Source organism: Paenibacillus favisporus (genome assembly GCF_040545415.1).
In the GTDB taxonomy this organism is placed as follows: domain Bacteria; phylum Bacillota; class Bacilli; order Paenibacillales; family Paenibacillaceae; genus Paenibacillus_AQ; species Paenibacillus_AQ favisporus.
In genome coordinates, this window is sequence record NZ_JBEPLV010000012.1 from 13259 (window position 1) to 32366 (window position 19108).

A 19108-nucleotide genomic window follows, 5' to 3' on the forward strand; every position below is an offset into this window, starting at 1 on the left:
AACGGACTTTATTGATCAATGATATGGCGGAGGGGATCAGGATGAGCAAAGTGCGCGTACGTTATGCACCGAGTCCAACCGGACATTTACATATTGGCAATGCCAGAACGGCGCTGTTTAACTATTTGTATGCCCGCAATCAGGGCGGAGAGTTTATTATCCGAATTGAAGATACGGACGTGAAGCGGAACATCGAAGGCGGCGAAGAAAGCCAGCTGAAGTATTTGAAATGGCTTGGCATGGACTGGGACGAAAGCGTTGATGTGGGCGGGGCGTACGGCCCTTACCGCCAAACCGAACGTCTGGACATTTACAAGAAATACTGGCAGGACCTGCTGAACCGCGGCTTGGCTTACCGCTGCTATTGCACCGAGGAAGAGCTAGAGAAGGAACGGGAAGAGCAGATCGCCCGCGGCGAGACGCCGCGCTATTCCGGCAAGCACCGTGACTTGACGCCTGAGCAGTGCCAGGCATTCGAAGCGGAAGGCCGGGTGGCCAGCATTCGCTTCCGGGTACCGGACAATAAGACGTACACGTTCAACGATATGGTCAAAGGAACGATCTCTTTCAATACCCAGGACACCGGTGACTTTGTCATTGTGAAAAAGGACGGCATTCCGACTTACAACTTTGCGGTGGTGCTCGACGACCATCTGATGGAAATTTCCCACGTCCTGCGCGGGGAAGATCATATTTCCAATACGCCGCGCCAGCTGATGATCTACGAGGCGTTCGGCTGGGAGCCGCCGCAGTTCGGTCATATGACGCTGATCGTGAATGAGAATCACAAGAAGCTCAGCAAGCGGGATGAATCGATCATCCAGTTCATCGAGCAGTACGACCAGTTGGGTTACCTGCCGGAAGCGATGGTGAATTTTATCGCCCTGCTGGGCTGGTCTCCGGAAGGCGAAGAAGAGATTTACAGCAGAGAAGAGCTGATCAAGATCTTCAATCCGGACCGCCTGTCGAAGAGCCCGGCCGTGTTCGATCAGAACAAGCTGGCTCACCTGAACAATACGTACATTAAGAATGCCGATACCGACCGGATTACGGAGCTGGCGATTCCGCACTTGCAGCGGGCGAGCCGCCTGCCGGCCGAACTGGATGAGGAGCAGAAGGCATGGACGCGCAAGCTGGTCGCCCTCTATCAGGAGCAGATGACAGCCGCATCGGATATTGTCGATCTGTCGGAGGTGTTCTTCCGCACTCATCTGGAAATCGATCAGGAAGCCCTGCCAGTACTGGCTGAGGAGCAGGTACCTACCGTATTGTCGGCGCTGCTGGCGAAGATCGAAGCTTCGGAGGAGTATACCGCTTCGCATATTGCCGCGCTTATCAAAGAGGTGCAGAAGGAGACCGGCGTGAAAGGCAAGCAGCTCTTTATGCCAATTCGCGTCGCGCTGACCGGCCAGATGCATGGCCGCGATCTGAACGAGACGATCTTCCTGCTGGGCCGCGGACGCGTTATCGAGCGGCTGAAATCGCAAATTAAGGGAGCATAAGTGGATTCTTTCTTGTAATCACAGCATATTCTAACCCATAAGCTCCCTGAAACACTTCTTGTCAGTAAGACGACTTATCGGCTATAATTACAAGCAAAATCAATTCGGCCCCGCTGTTACTGGGAGTGCCGAATGATCCAATGTGCGATCAGCGAAGATCAGGAGAAGTACATTGATCACGCCATTGACAGAGAGGGTGACCGTAAGGGAGGCGCAAGTTTTCCTTTAGGCTGGAAGTCACCTATTGGCCGGCAGTGGAAATGCACCTGTGAGCTGCATGGATGAGCGGAGGAGGATCTCCCCGTTAGACTGTGCCGGACGTCCGCCGTTATGAGGACAGAAAGTGGGGCTTTTCGTTTGCGATGCAGTCTGCCGGAATTACCGGCGGGCCCGTCAGCAGCAAGGCCCAAGCAGAGTGGGACCGCGCGTATAACGTCTCTGCAGCATGATGCTGCAGGGGCGTTTTTTGTTGAAAGAATCTTCGCTGGGCGTGTTGGGCTTCGATGAACAAGCGTCGATGATCGCTTTTGTTGTCAGGACGAGAAGGGGTTGTGCCTCCACATAACGATGGAGAACAGAAGAAGCAAAGAGGGGAACGGATATGTTCAAGCACATGAAATCGGATATCCAAACCGTATTCGAGAATGATCCGGCGGCCAGAAGTCTGTTCGAGGTCATTTTCACCTATTCCGGACTGCATGCCATCTGGGCTCATCGGGTTGCGCATGCACTGTACAAACGCCGGTGGTTTACGCTGGCGCGCGTGATCTCCCAGGTCAGCCGCTTCATGACGGGGATCGAGATCCATCCCGGAGCGAAGATCGGCAAGCGCCTGTTCATCGACCATGGCATGGGCGTGGTCATCGGGGAGACCTGTGAGATCGGGGACGACGTCGTCATTTACCAGGGCGTTACCCTCGGGGGCACCGGGAAGGAAAAAGGCAAACGCCATCCGACCATCGGCAACAATGTCGTCATTGCGTCCGGCGCGAAAGTGCTGGGGTCGTTTACGGTCGGGGACCAGTGCAACATCGGAGCCAACTCGGTCGTTCTGAAGGAAGTCCCATCGAATAGTACGGTGGTGGGCATCCCTGGAAGAATCGTGAAGCAGGATGGGCGCCGGGTGGACCGTCTCAGCCACCAGCTGCCTGACCCGATCGTCGATTCGCTGCGCAGCATGCAGCAGGAGATCGAACAGCTTCGCGGTGAATTGGAAAGACTACAAACGGAAAACAACCGGCTGCAGCAGGAGGAAACCCCGGCTGGAGCACGTTCGAAATAAAGAAGCAGCGAATTTCATGGATGAAAGGAAATGTGGATATGTCCCTTCAAATTTATAATACGATGATCCGGGCGAAAGAAGAGTTTGTGGCGAAGCAGCCGGGAAAAGTGAACATGTACGTGTGCGGTCCGACCGTATACGACTATATTCATATCGGGAATGCGCGTCCGATGATCTTTTTCGACGTCGTTCGCTCGTATCTGGAGCAGATCGGCAACGAAGTCAATTATGTGGTGAACTTCACGGACGTGGACGACAAGCTGATCCGCAAGGCCGAACAGATGAACAGCACTGTGCCTGTGGTAGCCGATACGTTTATTAAAGCGTACTACGAGGACCTCGACGGGCTGGGCATTCATAAGGCGACGATCAACCCGCGGGTGACGGAGAACATGGATAATATCATCGCCTTTATCAAGGAGCTGGAAGACGAAGGCTTCGCTTATGAAAAAGGGGGCGACGTCTTCTACCGAACCGGCAAGTTTGCGGGTTACGGCAAGCTATCGCATCAGAAGCTGGAGGAGCTGCAGTTCGGCATCCGGATCGGCGTCGACGAGCGGAAGGAAAGCCCGGAAGACTTCGTGCTTTGGAAGGCGGCGAAGCCGGGAGAGATTTACTGGGCAAGCCCTTGGGGCGACGGCCGCCCCGGCTGGCATATCGAATGCTCGGCCATGGCCCGCCGCTACCTTGGCGACACCCTGGATATCCATGGAGGCGGACAGGACCTGCAGTTCCCGCATCACGAGTGCGAAATTGCGCAGTCGGAAGCTTTGACCGGTAAGCCGCTCGCCAACTACTGGATGCATAACGGGTACATCAAGATCAATAACGAGAAAATGTCGAAATCGCTCGGAAACGGTATTTTGGTCAAGGATCTGCGCGCCCAATATAAAAAAGAAGCGATCCGCTACTTCATGCTGTCCACGCATTACCGCAACCCGCTCAACTTCAACAGCGAGACGATGGATCAGGCGATGAAGAGCGTGGAGCGGATTGCCAACGCCGTCACGAATATGAAGCACCGCCTGGATACGGTGGCTCCGGACGGAAACGGTCCGGTCCGTGAATCCGTGCAGCAGAAGCTGGATGCGATTCTGGCTTCCTACTATGAAAAAATGAACGATGATTTCAATACGCCGGATGCGATTACCTCCGTATTCGAATGGGTCAGTGAAGCCAACCTGCTGCTTCAAGAGCCTGTGGCGAACCCTGCGGAACTGCAGGCGATGCTGGCGGCTTTTGACGAATTGAACGCGGTGCTGCGGCTCTATTTCGAGGAAAAGGCCGAGCTTCTGGACGAGGAAGTGGAGCAGCTGATCGCCGAGCGTGCCGAAGCCCGCAAGAACAAAAACTGGGGCCGCGCGGATGAAATCCGCGACGAGCTGGCGGCCAAGGGAATTCTGCTGGAGGATACAGCGCAGGGCATGCGCTGGCGCCGCAAATGAGCGGGGTGGACGGCAACGAACTGCTGCCGGAAAGAGCGGGAAGCTGGATGTTCAGCTACCCGCCATCCAAGCCGGCCCGACTGATTCCGCCGATCGTCTTGGCTTATATTGGCGATGCTATCTATGAGGTGGCCATCCGCCAATATTTAATCTCCAAGACGAACCTGCGGCCCAATCAGCTGCACCGTTCGGCGACCGGACTTGTCTCGGCCAAGGCCCAGAGCCGAATTGTCGGTGCGCTGGAGGAGATGCTGACCGAAGAGGAACGCGACGTGGTCCGCCAAGGTCGCAACGCCAAGTCGGGCACCATTCCGAAAAATGCCGACGTGCTGGAATACCGGCATGCCACCGCGTTCGAGTCCCTGATCGGATACTTGTACTATACCGGGCAGTTCGAGCGCATGCAGGAGTTAATCGACACGGGGATCAAGTTCATAGAGCAGCAGCCCAAGAAGAAATAAGACGGCAGGCCATCACAGGCAATAAGAATCAGGAGGAAAATCGATGGAGGAAGAAATCATTGCCGGGAAGCATTCGGTCACCGAAGCGCTTCGATCCGGGCGGACGATCAATAAAATATGGATTGCGGAAAATGCCCAAAAGCATCTGACGCAGCCGATCATTTTCGAGGCCAAAAAGCTTGGCGTCGTCATTCAGCAGGTGGACAAACGTAAGCTGGACCAGATGGCGCCGGGTATGCAGCATCAAGGGGTAGTCGCGCAGGCGGCGCCTTATGCCTATGCCGAAGTGGAGGACATCCTGCAGGTAGCGGAAGCCAAGGGAGAGGCACCATTCATCTTGCTGTTGGACGAGATCGAAGATCCGCACAATCTCGGCTCCATTCTCCGGACCGCGGACTGCACCGGCGTTCATGGGGTAATCGTGCCGAAACGCCGGTCGGCGCAGGTTACCGCGACCGTGTCCAAGACGTCCGCCGGCGCCGCCGAATACGTCCCGGTAGCACGCGTAACGAACCTGGGGCAGACCATTGAGGAGCTGAAAGAGAGAGGAATTTGGGTCGTTGGTACCGACGTGTCGGCTTCCTCCGAGATGTACGACACGAATGTGTTTGACGGCCCCGTCGCCGTGGTCATCGGTAACGAAGGGAAAGGCATGGGCAGACTGATCCGCGAAAAATGCGATGTTTTGGTGAAACTCCCCATGAAAGGTCAAATCAACTCGCTTAACGCTTCCGTGGCCGCGGGAGTCGTGATGTACGAAGTTCTGCGCCGGCGCCGCACCCAAGGTTAGCCGGAATGGCGGCTTTGCGCGATGTGCTTCTGGTCGATGGCTATAATATGATCGGCGGATGGCCGTCCCTTGCAGAGCTGTCGCAGATCAGCATGCAGGAGGCCAGGGACGAGCTGCTGGCCAGGCTGGCCGATTATCAGGCCTTTTCCGGAAGAAAAGTGATCGCGGTATTTGACGCCTACCGGGTGCCGGGGTTGGGCAAATCCTTCTCGCAGAGCAAGGTCCAGGTGTACTTTACGAAGGAGAAGGAGACGGCGGACGAATGCATTGAGCGTCTTGTTGGAGAGCTGACCCGGCGAAGCAGGCAGATCTATGTGGCGACCAGCGATTTGATCGAACAGCATGTCATCTTCGCGCGGGGAGCGCTTCGCTTGTCCGCCCGGGAGCTGCTGATCGAAGTGGAGAACAGCGAGCAGATGATCCAGAAGCGGATCAAGGAAGATCAGGCCAGATCGACGCGCAATACACTGGACAGCAAGCTGTCGCCGGACATCCGCGAAATCTTCGAACGATGGCGGCGGGAATAGCCAACTTTTGTATGAAATGACAAATTTGCAGCTCTTGACAATTTTGCTATCGCTGTTCTTTTTTGGATAATCCGTGGTTGACGGCTTGGAGAGCATCATTTATACTGTTCGTATATTTCACGAGTAACGGGTACCTTGCGTTGCAGCCGGGGGGTTTCTTGGTGAGCGTCGACCTTAAAGAGTTAATGTTATCTGATTATGATTACAAGACGGATGAGGACGTAGTCGAATATTTCCGTGAGGGTGACAGTGAAGCGCTGGAGTACTTGATCAACAAGTACCGGAATTTCGTGCGGGCCAAAGCCAGATCTTATTTTCTGATCGGCGCCGACCGCGAGGATATCATCCAGGAAGGCATGATCGGTTTATACAAATCGATCCGTGATTTCAGAGGGGACAAGCAGTCCTCGTTCAAGGCTTTTGCCGAGCTGTGCATTACGAGGCAGATCATTACGGCGATCAAGACCGCAACGAGACAGAAGCATATCCCGCTGAATTCTTACGTGTCGTTGGACAAGCCTATCTATGATGAGGATTCCGACCGTACGTTGCTTGACGTGATTTGCGGCTCGCAGGTATGCGATCCGGAAGAGCTGATTATTAACCAGGAAGAGTTCGTCGGACTCGAGGACAAGATGTCCGAGATTCTGAGCGACTTGGAGCGCAAAGTGCTGATGCTGTATTTGGATGGCCGCTCCTATCAGGAAATTGCGGTGGATTTGAAACGGCATGTGAAATCGATCGATAATGCTCTGCAGCGGGTCAAGCGCAAGCTGGAGAGATATTTGGAAGTTCGCGACAATTGAACAGACGCTAAGGTGAAGAAAGGCTCGTAAGGAGTCTTTTTTTATTCACACCGGAAGTGCCGAGGTTTAACCTCTGGACGAATGAATCATACTGGTAAATGAATGCAGGCGGCTTATGATGAGAAAAAAGGCTTGAAACGACAGGGAATCGTGGTTTTTAAACGCGTATTGACAAGGCCATTCTTTCGTTGACATGGTTTGACCCTTGTGATAAAGTGTTTTAGGTAGGCCTAAATTCGCGTGTTTTAATGGATGAGAGAGCAAAGGCTTCGGCACGAGCTTAATCGTTCATTTCGCAGGAACGGTTTTTTTTCTTTTCAGCGATGAAAAGTTTAGGCTGTTTCCTACTAGGGATCAATATTGACTCTTCTGAAATAGAAGGACGTCTTCGGGAGGTGCACAGCATGCGGGTAATTATCACTTTGGCTTGTACGAATTGCAAACAAAGAAACTATACGACTACCAAAAACAAGCGAAATCACCCCGACCGCATGGAGATGAAGAAATTTTGCAAGTTTTGTAACGAGCAAACTCCTCATCGCGAAACCAGATAGTTTTTTGGAGGTGTAGTCGGCGTGAAAGGTTTCAAGTCTCTGTTTTCCTTTTTCTCTGAAAGCTGGGCGGAACTTAAAAAAGTTCGCTGGCCTAATCGTAAAGAGTTGACGAATTACACGCTTATCGTACTTGGCACCATTGCGATCGTCACGATTTATTTTTGGGTTCTAGATATCGGCATTTCCGCTGTGATCGAAGCGATTATTTAAGAAGGGTCCCGGGTGGCTTGATATGGAAAAAAGATGGTACGTAGTTCATACCTACTCTGGGTATGAGAATAAGGTCAAAGCCAATTTGGAAAAACGCGTTGAGTCCATGGGCATGGAAGACAAGATTTTCCGCGTTCTTGTTCCGATGGAAGAAGAAGTGGTAAACAAGGACGGCAAGAAAAAGGTCGTCATGAGAAAGGTTTACCCCGGATATGTCTTGGTGGAAATGATCCAGACTGACGATTCCTGGTACGTTGTACGCAATACGCCAGGGGTTACGGGATTTGTCGGTTCGACGGGTTCGGGTTCCAAGCCGACGCCTTTGCTTCCGGAAGAAGTGGAACAGATTCTGAAGCATATGGGTATGGAAGAGCCGAAGCCGAAGATCGAATTTGATATTAAAGAATCCGTACGTATCAAAGTTGGTCCTTTTGCGAATTTTGTTGGCTCGGTAGAAGAAATTCTCGTCGACAAGAGCAAGCTGAAGGTACACGTCAACATGTTTGGACGGGAAACCCCGCTTGAGCTGGATTATACTCAGGTGGAGAAGATATAAAGTTCTTCAGGTTTCTTGTGGGAGGGCCCCGAGGCCCGCTAACCACTTTTGAAGGAGGTGTCTTACATGGCAAAGAAGGTAATCAAGGTTGTTAAACTGCAAATCCCTGCAGGTAAAGCGAATCCGGCGCCGCCAGTAGGTCCAGCATTGGGTCAAGCAGGTGTCAACATCATGGCATTCTGTAAAGAATTCAACGCTCGTACCGCTGATCAAGCTGGTCTGATCATTCCGGTTGAAATTTCGGTATTTGAGGATCGTTCCTTTACGTTCATTACCAAAACTCCACCGGCTGCAGTTCTGCTTCGCGTAGCTGCCAAAATCGAGAAGGGTTCCGGCGAACCTAACAAGAAGAAAGTCGCTACCGTTAAACGCAGCACTGTCCGTGAAATCGCTGAGCAAAAAATGCCTGACCTGAACGCAGCTTCCGTTGAAGCAGCTATGCGTATGGTTGAAGGTACTGCACGCAGCATGGGTATCACAATCGAAGACTAATCCGGTTTTTCTTGCGACACCCGGCCTATGAGGCCGGCACATGTGGGAGGAATATCCGCTAAAACCACAAAGGAGGAACAAACATGGCTAAACATGGTAAGAAGTATGTTGAAGCTGCCAAGCTGATCGACAGCGAAGCAGTATACGAGCCAGCAGAAGCTGTAGAGCTTGTGAAAAAGGCTGCGACTGCCAAGTTCGACGAAACCGTTGAAGTTGCAGTTCGTTTGGGCGTTGACCCACGTAAACAAGACCAAGCCGTTCGTGGTGTCGTTGTCCTGCCTCATGGCACGGGTAAAACACAACGCGTATTGGTATTTGCGAAAGGTGACAAAGCGAAGGAAGCGGAAGCGGCTGGCGCAGATTTTGTTGGCGATCAAGACATGATCAACAAGATCCAACAAGGCTGGTTCGAATTCGACGTCTGCGTCGCTACACCTGATATGATGAGCGAAGTCGGTAAACTGGGTCGTCTGCTCGGTGGTAAAGGCCTTATGCCTAACCCTAAAGCAGGAACAGTTACGTTCGATGTTGCCAAGGCTGTTCAAGAAATCAAAGCCGGTAAAATCGAATACCGTCTGGACAAAGCAGGTCAAATTCACGCACCGATCGGTAAAGTATCCTTTGATGCGGCCAAACTGAATGAGAACCTCAAATCTCTCATCGACGCACTCAACCGTGCTAAACCAGCTGCTGCAAAAGGTGTTTATCTGAAGGGGATCGCCGTATCCTCGACGATGGGACCAAGCGCACGCGTGAATACAGCAACCTTTAAATAAGTTATCGTTGACTCGTTCCGAGTTATCTGTTACTATATAAAAGTTGTTGTTTAGGTCCTTGTGACCGACCACTAAAGTTGAATATGCTTACCGTAGACAGTAGGTGCCTAAGGGCTTAATTTCCTACCGAGGTGTTGTGATAGAATATATATGATTTTCCTGCGCTTTGCCCGGACAATCATCATTCATCAGGCCTTCGTAAATCTACGGAGGCTTTTTACTTGCCTATGAAATCGGTGAAGCCAAGAGTACTCAGACTCGAAGCGGACTCCGACGTAGATCGAACTGTCGGCCGGCAAGTCCGGCTGGACAGTCATTGAAACTTTCAGGAGGTGTAGACATTGGCAAACGCAAAAGTGATTCAAGCGAAACAAGAAGCTGTAGATGCGGTAACTGCGAAATTGCGCGAAAGTGCAACGACAGTAGTGGCCGACTACCGCGGATTGAACGTTGCCCAAGCTACCGAACTGCGTAAGCAGCTTCGCGAAGCGGGTGTTGAATTCCAAGTGTTGAAGAACACTTTGCTGCGCCGTGCGACTGCCGCTGCTGAGCTGACTGAACTGGACGAAGTATTGACCGGTCCAACAGCTATCGCATTCAGTGCAGAAGACGCCGTAGCACCAGCTAAAATCCTTAACGATTTTGCTAAGAAGAACGAAGCTTTGAAACTGAAAGGTGCCGTGGTTGAAGGCCGTGTAGTCGGCGTTGACCAAATCAAGGCGTTGGCAGAACTGCCATCCCGCGAAGGTCTCCTTTCCATGCTCCTCAGCGTGCTTCAAGCTCCAGTTCGCAACTTCGCGCTTGCAGTTAAGGCTGTGGCTGAGAAAGAAGAACAAGGAGCGTAAGCTTCCCGTTCTGACAGCTTAAAAGCAAACAAAAAATAATTTTATTATAAAATGGAGGTTCAACCATGAGTAAAGAGCAAATCTTGGAATCAATCAAAGGTATGACTGTTTTGGAACTGAACGACCTGGTTAAAGCAATCGAAGAAGAATTCGGCGTAACTGCTGCAGCTCCAGTAGCTGTAGTTGGTGGCGGCGCTGGCGCAGCTGAAGCTGCTGAGCAAACTGAATTCGACGTAATCCTGGCTAACGCTGGTGCTTCCAAAATCAACGTTATCAAAGCCGTTCGCGAAATCACAGGTCTTGGCTTGAAAGAAGCTAAAGAACTCGTTGACAACGCTCCAAAACCACTGAAAGAAAAAGTGGGTAAAGAAGAAGCTGAATCCGTTAAAGCTAAATTGGAAGAAGCAGGCGCTACTGTAGAAGTGAAGTAATTCCTTCTCAGTTGAAGCACATAGCAAACCCCTTGATCATTCAAGGGGTTTGTTTTTGTAAAACCGTATCCCTTGTGACTAAACGACTGGAACCAGGGGATCCTGTGTAATGAAACCAAGGATTCGGAGGGAAAGCATGTCACAGCATTACTATTCCAACCAGCCCGAAGCCGGACATGACCGGCGGAGTCTGGAAGAGCGACTGCGGGGTGCAGTCTACAAGTTCACGAGCGATGCCGGGGTGTTTTCCAAGAAGGGAATTGATTTTGGCAGCAAGGTGCTGATCGAAGCGATGGATATTCCGCAGGGGGCCGAGGTTCTGGATGTGGGCTGCGGGTACGGTCCTATCGGACTGGTGGCGGCAAGACTGGCCGGGGATGGGCATGTGACGATGCTGGATGTGAACAGCCGTGCAGTGGAGCTCGCCAAGGAAAATGCCAGGCTGAACGGAATTACGAACGTGACGATTCTGGAGAGCGATCTGCTGCAGCAGGTAGAAGGGAAAGCTTTCGATGTCATCCTGACCAATCCGCCGATTCGTGCCGGCAAGGAAACGGTGCATCGGATTTTCGAGCAGGCGTATGAGCATCTTCGTGAAGGAGGATCCTTGTGGATCGTGATTCAGAAGAAGCAGGGGGCACCATCGGCAAAGGCGAAGCTGGAGAGCTTGTTCGCACAGGTGGAAGAAGTCACCAAGGATAAAGGGTACCGGATTTTTAAGGCTACAAAATCTTTTCAATAATATGCAATAGGACTATTGACTTGAAAAATCATGTGTGATATTATTATAAAATGTCAGTATTAGGATAGGCTTCTTGTCTTTAGTTGGCTGAAATGTCAATAGTTTTTATGCGGAGATATGCATAAAATAGGGCATGTCCACGTATAATATGTACATTTTGGGCAAATCTACTGGATATGAAGTCACTTCTATGTTTAGAAGGCAAGACCATGGATAAGTTGCTCTTTGTTCGAAAGCATTCGGGTAAGGGCTTTTCTTTATTTGTGGATGAATCCTCTGCATGAATCCATTATAAGGTTCCAAACAGAGGTTCGCAATCAATTTTTAAAGTGAGTAGACATGAGGGGTGAGTTAAAGTTGGCAGGACATCTTGTTCAGTATGGTCGACGCACTCGGCGAAGTTATGCACGAATTAATGAAGTACTTGAGATTCCGAACCTGATCGAAATCCAACAGAAATCATACGAATGGTTTTTGGAGGAAGGATTGCGCGAAATGTTCCAGGATATCTCGCCAATTCAGGATTTTACGGGCAATTTGGTGCTGGAGTTCATCGACTACAGCCTGGGCGAACCCAAATACACCGTCGATGACGCGAAAGAGCGTGACGTGACGTATGCGGCACCGCTTCGGGTGAAAGTACGGCTCATCAACAAAGAAACCGGAGAAGTCAAAGAACAGGAAGTATTCATGGGAGATTTCCCGCTGATGACGGAGACCGGTACATTTATTATCAACGGTGCAGAACGGGTCATTGTCAGCCAGTTGGTACGCTCTCCTAGCGTCTATTTCAGCACGAAAGTCGATAAAAACGGTAAGAAAACCTACACTGCAACGGTGATTCCAAACCGTGGTGCCTGGCTTGAACTGGAGACGGATGCGAAAGACATCATGTATGTCCGGATCGACCGTACCCGTAAAATCCCGGTTACCGTTTTGCTGCGGGCGCTTGGTTTCGGCAGCGACGCCGAAATTTTGGACCTGCTCGGCAACGACGAATACATCCGCAACACGCTGGACAAAGACAACACCGATTCCACGGAAAAAGCGCTCATCGAAATTTACGAACGCCTCCGTCCGGGCGAGCCGCCTACCCTCGACAATGCGAAGAGCTTGCTGGTAGCGCGCTTCTTTGATCCAAAGCGTTATGATCTGGCCAATGTCGGCCGTTATAAAATCAATAAAAAGCTGCATATCAAGAACCGTCTGTTCAACCAGCGTCTTGCTGAATCGCTGATCGATACCGATACCGGTGAGATCATTGCTGAAGCCGGACAAATGGTGGACCGCCGTCTCCTTGACGAAATCCTGCCGCACCTGGAGAAGAATGTCGGACACAAAACGTACCATGTTGCCAATGGTGTGCTTGATGCCGATGACATTCCGATGCAGAGCATCGACGTATTCTCCCCGATCGAAGACGGCAAGGTCGTCAAAGTGATTGCAAACGGGAATATTGATAAATCGGTTAAACATATTACGCCTGCTGATATTATTTCCTCGATCAGCTACTTTATTAACCTGCTGCATGGCATCGGCGACACGGACGATATTGACCACCTTGGTAACCGTCGTCTGCGTTCGGTCGGTGAACTGCTGCAGAACCAGTTCCGTATCGGTCTGTCCCGTATGGAACGCGTCGTACGCGAAAGAATGTCCATCCAGGATGCGAATGTCATCACGCCGCAAGCCCTGATCAACATTCGTCCGGTTATCGCGTCGATCAAAGAGTTCTTCGGAAGCTCCCAGCTGTCCCAGTTTATGGACCAGACCAACCCGCTTGCTGAACTGACGCACAAACGCCGTCTGTCTGCACTCGGACCCGGTGGTTTGACACGTGAGCGCGCGGGCTTTGAAGTTCGTGACGTCCATCACAGTCACTACGGCCGGATGTGTCCAATCGAGACGCCGGAAGGTCCGAACATCGGCTTGATCAACTCCTTGTCTACGTTCGCACGGATCAACGAATACGGCTTTATCGAAGCTCCGTACCGCTGGGTCGATCCGAAGACGGGTGTTGTAACCGATCAGATCGACTACCTGACAGCCGACGAGGAAGACAACTATGTGGTCGCACAGGCAAATGCAAAGCTGAATGAAGACGGCACGTTTGCGGAGGATATGGTTATCGTCCGTTACAACAAGCAGTCCGACAACATCTTGCCGATGCCGAGCGATCGCGTGGATTACATGGACGTGTCGCCGAAACAGGTCGTGTCGGTCGCAACGGCGCTCATTCCGTTCCTCGAGAACGATGACTCCAACCGCGCCCTGATGGGATCGAACATGCAGCGTCAGGCTGTGCCGCTTCTCGTGCCTAAAGCTCCGCTGGTTGGTACAGGGATGGAACACAAGTCTGCAAAGGATTCCGGGGTATGTATCGTTTCCAAACATGACGGTATAGTTGAACGTTCTTCCGCCAACGAAATCTGGGTGCGCCGCATCGAGACCGTGGACGGCAAAGAAGTCAAAGGTGACATCGTTAAACATAAATTACACAAATTTATGCGTTCGAACCAAGGCACATGCATCAACCAGCGTCCGATCGTGAAGAGAGGCGACGTCATCAAGAAGGGCGACATCCTCGCGGACGGACCTTCGACGGAAATGGGCGAGTTGGCTCTTGGACGTAACGTTGTCGTAGCGTTCATGACCTGGGAAGGTTATAACTACGAGGATGCCATCCTCCTTAGCGAGAAGCTGGTGAAGGAAGATGTGTACACTTCGATTCATATCGAGGAATACGAATCCGAAGCACGCGACACCAAGCTCGGACCGGAAGAAATTACCCGCGATATTCCGAATGTCGGCGAGGAAGCTCTTAAGAACCTCGACGAGCGCGGCATTATCCGGATCGGTGCCGAAATCAGCGCCGGCGACATTCTCGTCGGTAAAGTTACACCGAAAGGCGTAACGGAGCTGACGGCGGAAGAGCGCCTGCTGCACGCCATCTTCGGTGAGAAGGCGCGTGAAGTGCGCGACACCTCCCTGCGCGTACCGCATGGTAGTGACGGGATTATCGTGGACGTCAAAGTGTTTACCCGTGAGAACGGCGACGAGCTGCCTCCTGGTGTAAACCAACTGGTTCGGGTATACATCGCTCAGAAGCGTAAAATTTCTGAAGGTGACAAAATGGCCGGACGTCACGGTAACAAAGGGGTCGTGGCCCGTATCCTGCCGGAAGAAGATATGCCGTTCCTGCCGGACGGTACGCCTGTACAGGTCGTACTGAACCCGCTGGGGGTACCTTCCCGGATGAACATCGGGCAGGTTCTGGAAGTCCACTTGGGCTTTGCAGCCATGCGTCTTGGTATTCACGTGGCCACGCCGGTATTCGACGGTGCCAATGAATATGACGTATTTGACACCATGGAAGAAGCCGGCATGCAGCGCAACGGTAAGACGCGTCTGTACGACGGCCGCACGGGCGAGATGTTCGAACGTGAAGTTACCGTCGGTGTTATGCACATGATCAAGCTGGCCCACATGGTTGACGATAAAATCCATGCCCGTTCAACTGGACCATACTCGCTCGTTACGCAGCAGCCTCTGGGTGGTAAAGCCCAGTTCGGCGGACAGCGCTTCGGTGAGATGGAAGTTTGGGCGCTGGAAGCATACGGCGCCGCATATACACTGCAAGAGATCCTGACCGTCAAATCCGACGATGTGGTCGGCCGGGTGAAAACCTACGAGTCCATCGTTAAAGGCGAGAACGTTCCGGAACCGGGTGTTCCTGAATCGTTCAAGGTTCTGATCAAAGAGCTTCAATCCCTCGGTATGGATGTTAAGATCCTGAGCGGTGACGAGCAGGAGATCGAGATGAAAGAGCTCGATGATGAAGACGAGGCAGCCGGCGATAAGCTGAGCCTCAACCTGGAAGGCGAAGAAGTCGGAGTGGAATAAAGACCGTGTGAAGGCGGGCGGGGATACCGTCCGTCCTCATTCACGGTTAAATTATTAGGACTAGGTTAAGGAGGGTTGCTCCTTGTTGGACGTTAACAATTTCGAATTCATGAAGATCGGGCTTGCATCCCCGGAAAAAATTCGTTCATGGTCCCGCGGAGAAGTGAAAAAGCCGGAAACCATCAATTACCGTACGCTCAAACCGGAGAAAGAAGGCCTGTTCTGCGAACGGATTTTTGGACCGCAAAAAGACTGGGAATGCCATTGCGGCAAATATAAGCGTGTCCGTTACAAAGGCGTAGTCTGCGATCGCTGCGGCGTAGAAGTTACCCGCGCGAAGGTGCGCCGTGAACGGATGGGCCATATTGAGCTGGCAGCTCCTGTATCCCATATCTGGTACTTTAAAGGCATTCCGAGCCGTATGGGTCTCGCTTTGGATATGTCGCCAAGATCTCTGGAAGAGATCATTTACTTTGCATCTTATGTAGTAACCGACCCTGGAGATACGCCTCTGGAGAAGAAACAGCTTCTGTCCGAGAAAGAATACCGCAGCTACCGTGAAAAATACGGCTATGGTTTCCAAGCGGGCATGGGTGCTGAAGCAATCAAGAAGCTGCTGCAGGATCTCGATATCGAAAAGGAACTCGAGTTTCTGAAGGAAGAGCTGCGCACGGCTCAAGGCCAACGCCGTAACCGTGCGATCAAGCGTCTGGAAGTCATCGAGGCTTTCCGCAACTCCGGCAACAAGCCAGAGTGGATGATCATGGACGTATTGCCGGTTATCCCTCCGGAACTGCGCCCGATGGTACAGCTGGACGGCGGACGTTTTGCAACGTCTGACCTGAACGACCTGTACCGCCGCGTGATCAACCGGAACAACCGCTTGAAGCGTCTGCTTGACCTGGGAGCTCCGGACATCATCGTTCAGAACGAAAAACGGATGCTGCAGGAAGCGGTTGACGCTCTGATCGACAATGGCCGCCGCGGCCGTCCGGTTACTGGACCAGGCAACCGTCCGCTGAAATCCCTCAGCCACATGCTGAAGGGTAAGCAAGGACGTTTCCGGCAAAACCTGCTCGGTAAACGCGTTGACTATTCCGGCCGTTCCGTTATCGTCGTTGGTCCGTACCTGAAAATGTATCAGTGCGGTCTGCCGAAGAAAATGGCGCTGGAACTGTTCAAGCCGTTTGTCATGAAAGAACTTGTAAACAAGGGCCTCGCCCACAACATTAAGAGCGCCAAACGTAAGGTTGAGCGCGTAAGTCCGGAAGTCTGGGACGTTCTCGAAGAAGTCATTAAAGAGCATCCGGTTCTGCTGAACCGTGCCCCTACGCTTCACCGTCTCGGTATCCAGGCGTTTGAACCGATCCTGGTGGAAGGTCACGCGATTCGTCTGCATCCACTCGTATGTACGGCCTACAACGCCGACTTCGACGGTGACCAGATGGCGGTTCACGTTCCGCTGTCCGCAGAGGCACAGGCTGAAGCCCGTATCCTCATGCTGGCATCCGGCAACATTTTGAACCCTAAAGACGGTAAACCGGTCGTAACTCCTTCGCAGGATATGGTTCTCGGATCTTTCTATCTGACCATGGACAACAAGGAAGAGAAAGGTTCCGGCATGATCCTGAGCTCCGTGAACGAAGCCGTATCGGCTTACCAACGCGGAACCGCAGGTCTGCATGCACGGGTAGCCATTCCGGTAAAAGCGCTCGGCAAAACGAGCTTTACCGACAAGCAGCAGGACGCAATGCTCTTGACGACCGTCGGACGCATCATTTTCAACGAAATTTTTCCGAGCAGCTTCCCGTACATTAACGAAGCAACCCGCGACAATCTGTTCAACGGAACGCCGGAAAAATATTTCGTCTATGAAAAAGGCGCGGACATCCGCGAGCGCATGTACGACCTGCCTATAAGCAGCGCTGTTGGTAAAGAGTATCTGGGCCAAATCATTGCCCGCTGCTTCGAGATTTACCACACAACGGAAACATCCGTGATTCTGGACAAAATCAAGCAGCTCGGCTTCACGTATTCGACGCGTGCCGGCGTAACCGTTGCGGTATCCGACGTTATCGTTCCTGATGAGAAACAGGCGATCCTGAAGGAATCCGACGAGAAGGTTGCAGTCGTTACGAACCAATACCGCCGCGGCTTGATTACGAACGAAGAACGGTACGACCGCGTTATCGATATTTGGTCGAAGGCGAAGGATGACATTACGGACATCCTGATGAAATCCATGGACCGCTTTAACTCCATCATGCTCATGGTTGATTCCAAAGCACGGGGTAACAAATCGCAGATTACTCAGCTCGGCGGCATGCGGGGTCTGATGGCGAACCCATCCGGCCGGATTATCGAACTCCCGATCAAATCCAACTTCCGTGAAGGCCTGACCGTCCTCGAGTACTTCCTGTCGACGCACGGTGCCCGTAAAGGTCTGGCGGATACCGCGCTGCGTACAGCGGACTCCGGTTACCTGACACGCCGTCTGGTAGACGTTGCCCAGGACGTAATCGTCCGCGAAGAAGACTGCGGTACCGATAAAGGCTTTACCGTCAGCCGGATTCAGGATGGTAAAGAGGTTATCGAGGATCTGTATGACCGTATTGAAGGGCGCTACTGCTTCGAGACGGTTCGTCATCCGGAAACCAACGAAATTCTGGTTAACCGCAACGAGCTGATCGATTCGGATAAAGCGAACCTGATCGTCAACTCTGGCGTAACAAAACTGCAAATCCGTTCGGTACTCAGCTGCCGTGCCCGTCACGGTGTATGTAAGAAGTGCTACGGACGCAACCTGGCCACAGGCAAATTCGTGGAAATCGGGGAAGCTGTCGGCATCATCGCGGCACAATCCATCGGTGAACCAGGAACCCAGCTTACCATGCGTACGTTCCATACCGGTGGTGTCGCAGGGGACGATATTACCCAAGGTCTTCCGCGTATTCAGGAGCTTTTCGAAGCCCGGAATCCGAAAGGTCAAGCAACCATCAGTGAAATCGACGGCGTCGTGAAGGAAATCCGCGAAGCGAAAGACCGTCGTGAAATCGAAGTCCAAGGTGAAGCGGAAACGAAAGTGTACTCCGTTACCTACGGTTCCCGTCTGCGCGTAAGCGAAGGTCAGGAAATCGAAGCCGGCGACGAGCTGACAGACGGTTCCATCGACCCGAAAGAAATGCTGCGCATTAAAGGCATCCGTGGCGTGCAGAACTACATTCTGCAGGAAGTACAGCGCGTATACCGTAACCAGGGCGTAGAAATCAACGATAAGCACGTCGAAGTAATGATCAAGCAGATGCTGCGTAAAATCCGTATCGTCGATGCGGGAGATACACCGCTTCTTCCTGGATCATTCACCGACATTCATGAATACGAAGCAGCGAACAAAGAAGCAATCCTGTCCGGAAAAGAGCCTGCGGTGGCCAAACCGGTTCTGCTCGGTATCACCAAGGCTTCCCTGGAGACCGATTCCTTCTTGTCCGCGGCATCCTTCCAGGAGACGACCCGCGTTCTTACCGATGCGGCGATCAAAGGCAAGGTTGACCAGCTGCTCGGCCTGAAAGAAAATGTCATCATCGGTAAATTGATCCCTGCAGGTACCGGTATGAACCGTTACCGCAGCGTCAAATTCGATGATCCGAACGCCGAAGATCAAGACTCCAAAGAGCTTGAAACGGCAACAGTAGAGTAATAGACTGCTATACAGGCGGTTTTGCGCGGAGGCGGCATGAAAAAGGGCTGCTTCCGCGAAAACTTTCCTGAAACATTCTTGACATCGCC

17 protein-coding genes and 1 other annotated feature are annotated in these 19108 nt (G+C 52.1%); all 17 genes read left to right on the forward strand.

Features of this window, described 5'->3' with window-relative positions; all coding sequences use genetic code 11:
• The first annotated feature begins 41 nt into the window (after positions 1–41).
• Positions 42–1502, forward strand: a complete 1461-nt coding sequence (gltX, locus tag ABID47_RS32960; RefSeq protein ID WP_354503363.1) for a glutamate--tRNA ligase — start codon at positions 42–44, stop codon at positions 1500–1502.
• A gap of 601 nt (positions 1503–2103) precedes the next feature.
• On the forward strand, positions 2104–2784 hold the full coding sequence (cysE, locus tag ABID47_RS32965; protein ID WP_116234485.1) for a serine O-acetyltransferase: 681 nt from the start codon (positions 2104–2106) through the stop codon (positions 2782–2784).
• A 38-nt stretch (positions 2785–2822) separates the two neighbouring features.
• Entirely contained in the window at positions 2823–4229 is a 1407-nt protein-coding gene (gene cysS, locus ABID47_RS32970; RefSeq protein ID WP_116234486.1) for a cysteine--tRNA ligase, read from the forward strand.
• On the forward strand, positions 4226–4690 hold the full coding sequence (locus ABID47_RS32975) for a Mini-ribonuclease 3 (protein ID WP_251679237.1): 465 nt from the start codon (positions 4226–4228) through the stop codon (positions 4688–4690). The genes cysS and ABID47_RS32975 overlap by 4 nt, the downstream gene beginning before the upstream one ends.
• Before the next feature lie 43 nt (positions 4691–4733).
• Positions 4734–5480, forward strand: a complete 747-nt coding sequence (rlmB, locus tag ABID47_RS32980; protein WP_354503367.1) for a 23S rRNA (guanosine(2251)-2'-O)-methyltransferase RlmB — start codon at positions 4734–4736, stop codon at positions 5478–5480.
• Between the two features lie 5 nt (positions 5481–5485).
• The gene (locus ABID47_RS32985) at positions 5486–6007 is read left to right on the forward strand and encodes an NYN domain-containing protein (RefSeq protein WP_076176718.1); all 522 of its coding nucleotides are present in this window, start codon (positions 5486–5488) and stop codon (positions 6005–6007) included.
• Between the two features lie 161 nt (positions 6008–6168).
• Entirely contained in the window at positions 6169–6813 is a 645-nt protein-coding gene (gene sigH / locus ABID47_RS32990) for an RNA polymerase sporulation sigma factor SigH (protein WP_076176719.1), read from the forward strand.
• Between the two features lie 404 nt (positions 6814–7217).
• Entirely contained in the window at positions 7218–7367 is a 150-nt protein-coding gene (gene rpmG / locus ABID47_RS32995; RefSeq protein ID WP_076176720.1) for a 50S ribosomal protein L33, read from the forward strand.
• Positions 7368–7388: 21 nt separating this feature from the next.
• The gene (secE, locus tag ABID47_RS33000; RefSeq protein WP_076176721.1) at positions 7389–7577 is read left to right on the forward strand and encodes a preprotein translocase subunit SecE; all 189 of its coding nucleotides are present in this window, start codon (positions 7389–7391) and stop codon (positions 7575–7577) included.
• A gap of 22 nt (positions 7578–7599) precedes the next feature.
• On the forward strand, positions 7600–8133 hold the full coding sequence (gene nusG / locus ABID47_RS33005; RefSeq protein ID WP_076176722.1) for a transcription termination/antitermination protein NusG: 534 nt from the start codon (positions 7600–7602) through the stop codon (positions 8131–8133).
• Positions 8134–8199: 66 nt separating this feature from the next.
• Positions 8200–8625: a 50S ribosomal protein L11 gene (gene rplK / locus ABID47_RS33010; RefSeq protein WP_076176723.1), complete on the forward strand. Its 426-nt coding sequence runs from the start codon at positions 8200–8202 to the stop codon at positions 8623–8625.
• 83 nt (positions 8626–8708) lie between these two features.
• Positions 8709–9401: a 50S ribosomal protein L1 gene (gene rplA / locus ABID47_RS33015; protein WP_076176724.1), complete on the forward strand. Its 693-nt coding sequence runs from the start codon at positions 8709–8711 to the stop codon at positions 9399–9401.
• 72 nt (positions 9402–9473) lie between these two features.
• Positions 9474–9630: a sequence feature (ribosomal protein L10 leader region), on the forward strand.
• A gap of 112 nt (positions 9631–9742) precedes the next feature.
• Positions 9743–10246: a 50S ribosomal protein L10 gene (rplJ, locus tag ABID47_RS33020; protein ID WP_076176725.1), complete on the forward strand. Its 504-nt coding sequence runs from the start codon at positions 9743–9745 to the stop codon at positions 10244–10246.
• Between the two features lie 65 nt (positions 10247–10311).
• Positions 10312–10677, forward strand: coding sequence for a 50S ribosomal protein L7/L12 (gene rplL / locus ABID47_RS33025; RefSeq protein WP_076176726.1), 366 nt, complete (start codon positions 10312–10314; stop codon positions 10675–10677).
• 136 nt (positions 10678–10813) lie between these two features.
• Entirely contained in the window at positions 10814–11419 is a 606-nt protein-coding gene (locus ABID47_RS33030; protein ID WP_105441904.1) for a class I SAM-dependent methyltransferase, read from the forward strand.
• Between the two features lie 357 nt (positions 11420–11776).
• Positions 11777–15322, forward strand: a complete 3546-nt coding sequence (rpoB, locus tag ABID47_RS33035; protein WP_354503371.1) for a DNA-directed RNA polymerase subunit beta — start codon at positions 11777–11779, stop codon at positions 15320–15322.
• Positions 15323–15404: 82 nt separating this feature from the next.
• A complete protein-coding gene (rpoC, locus tag ABID47_RS33040) occupies positions 15405–19019 on the forward strand; it encodes a DNA-directed RNA polymerase subunit beta' (RefSeq protein WP_076176729.1) in 3615 nt (1204 codons plus the stop codon).
• Positions 19020–19108 lie beyond the last annotated feature (89 nt).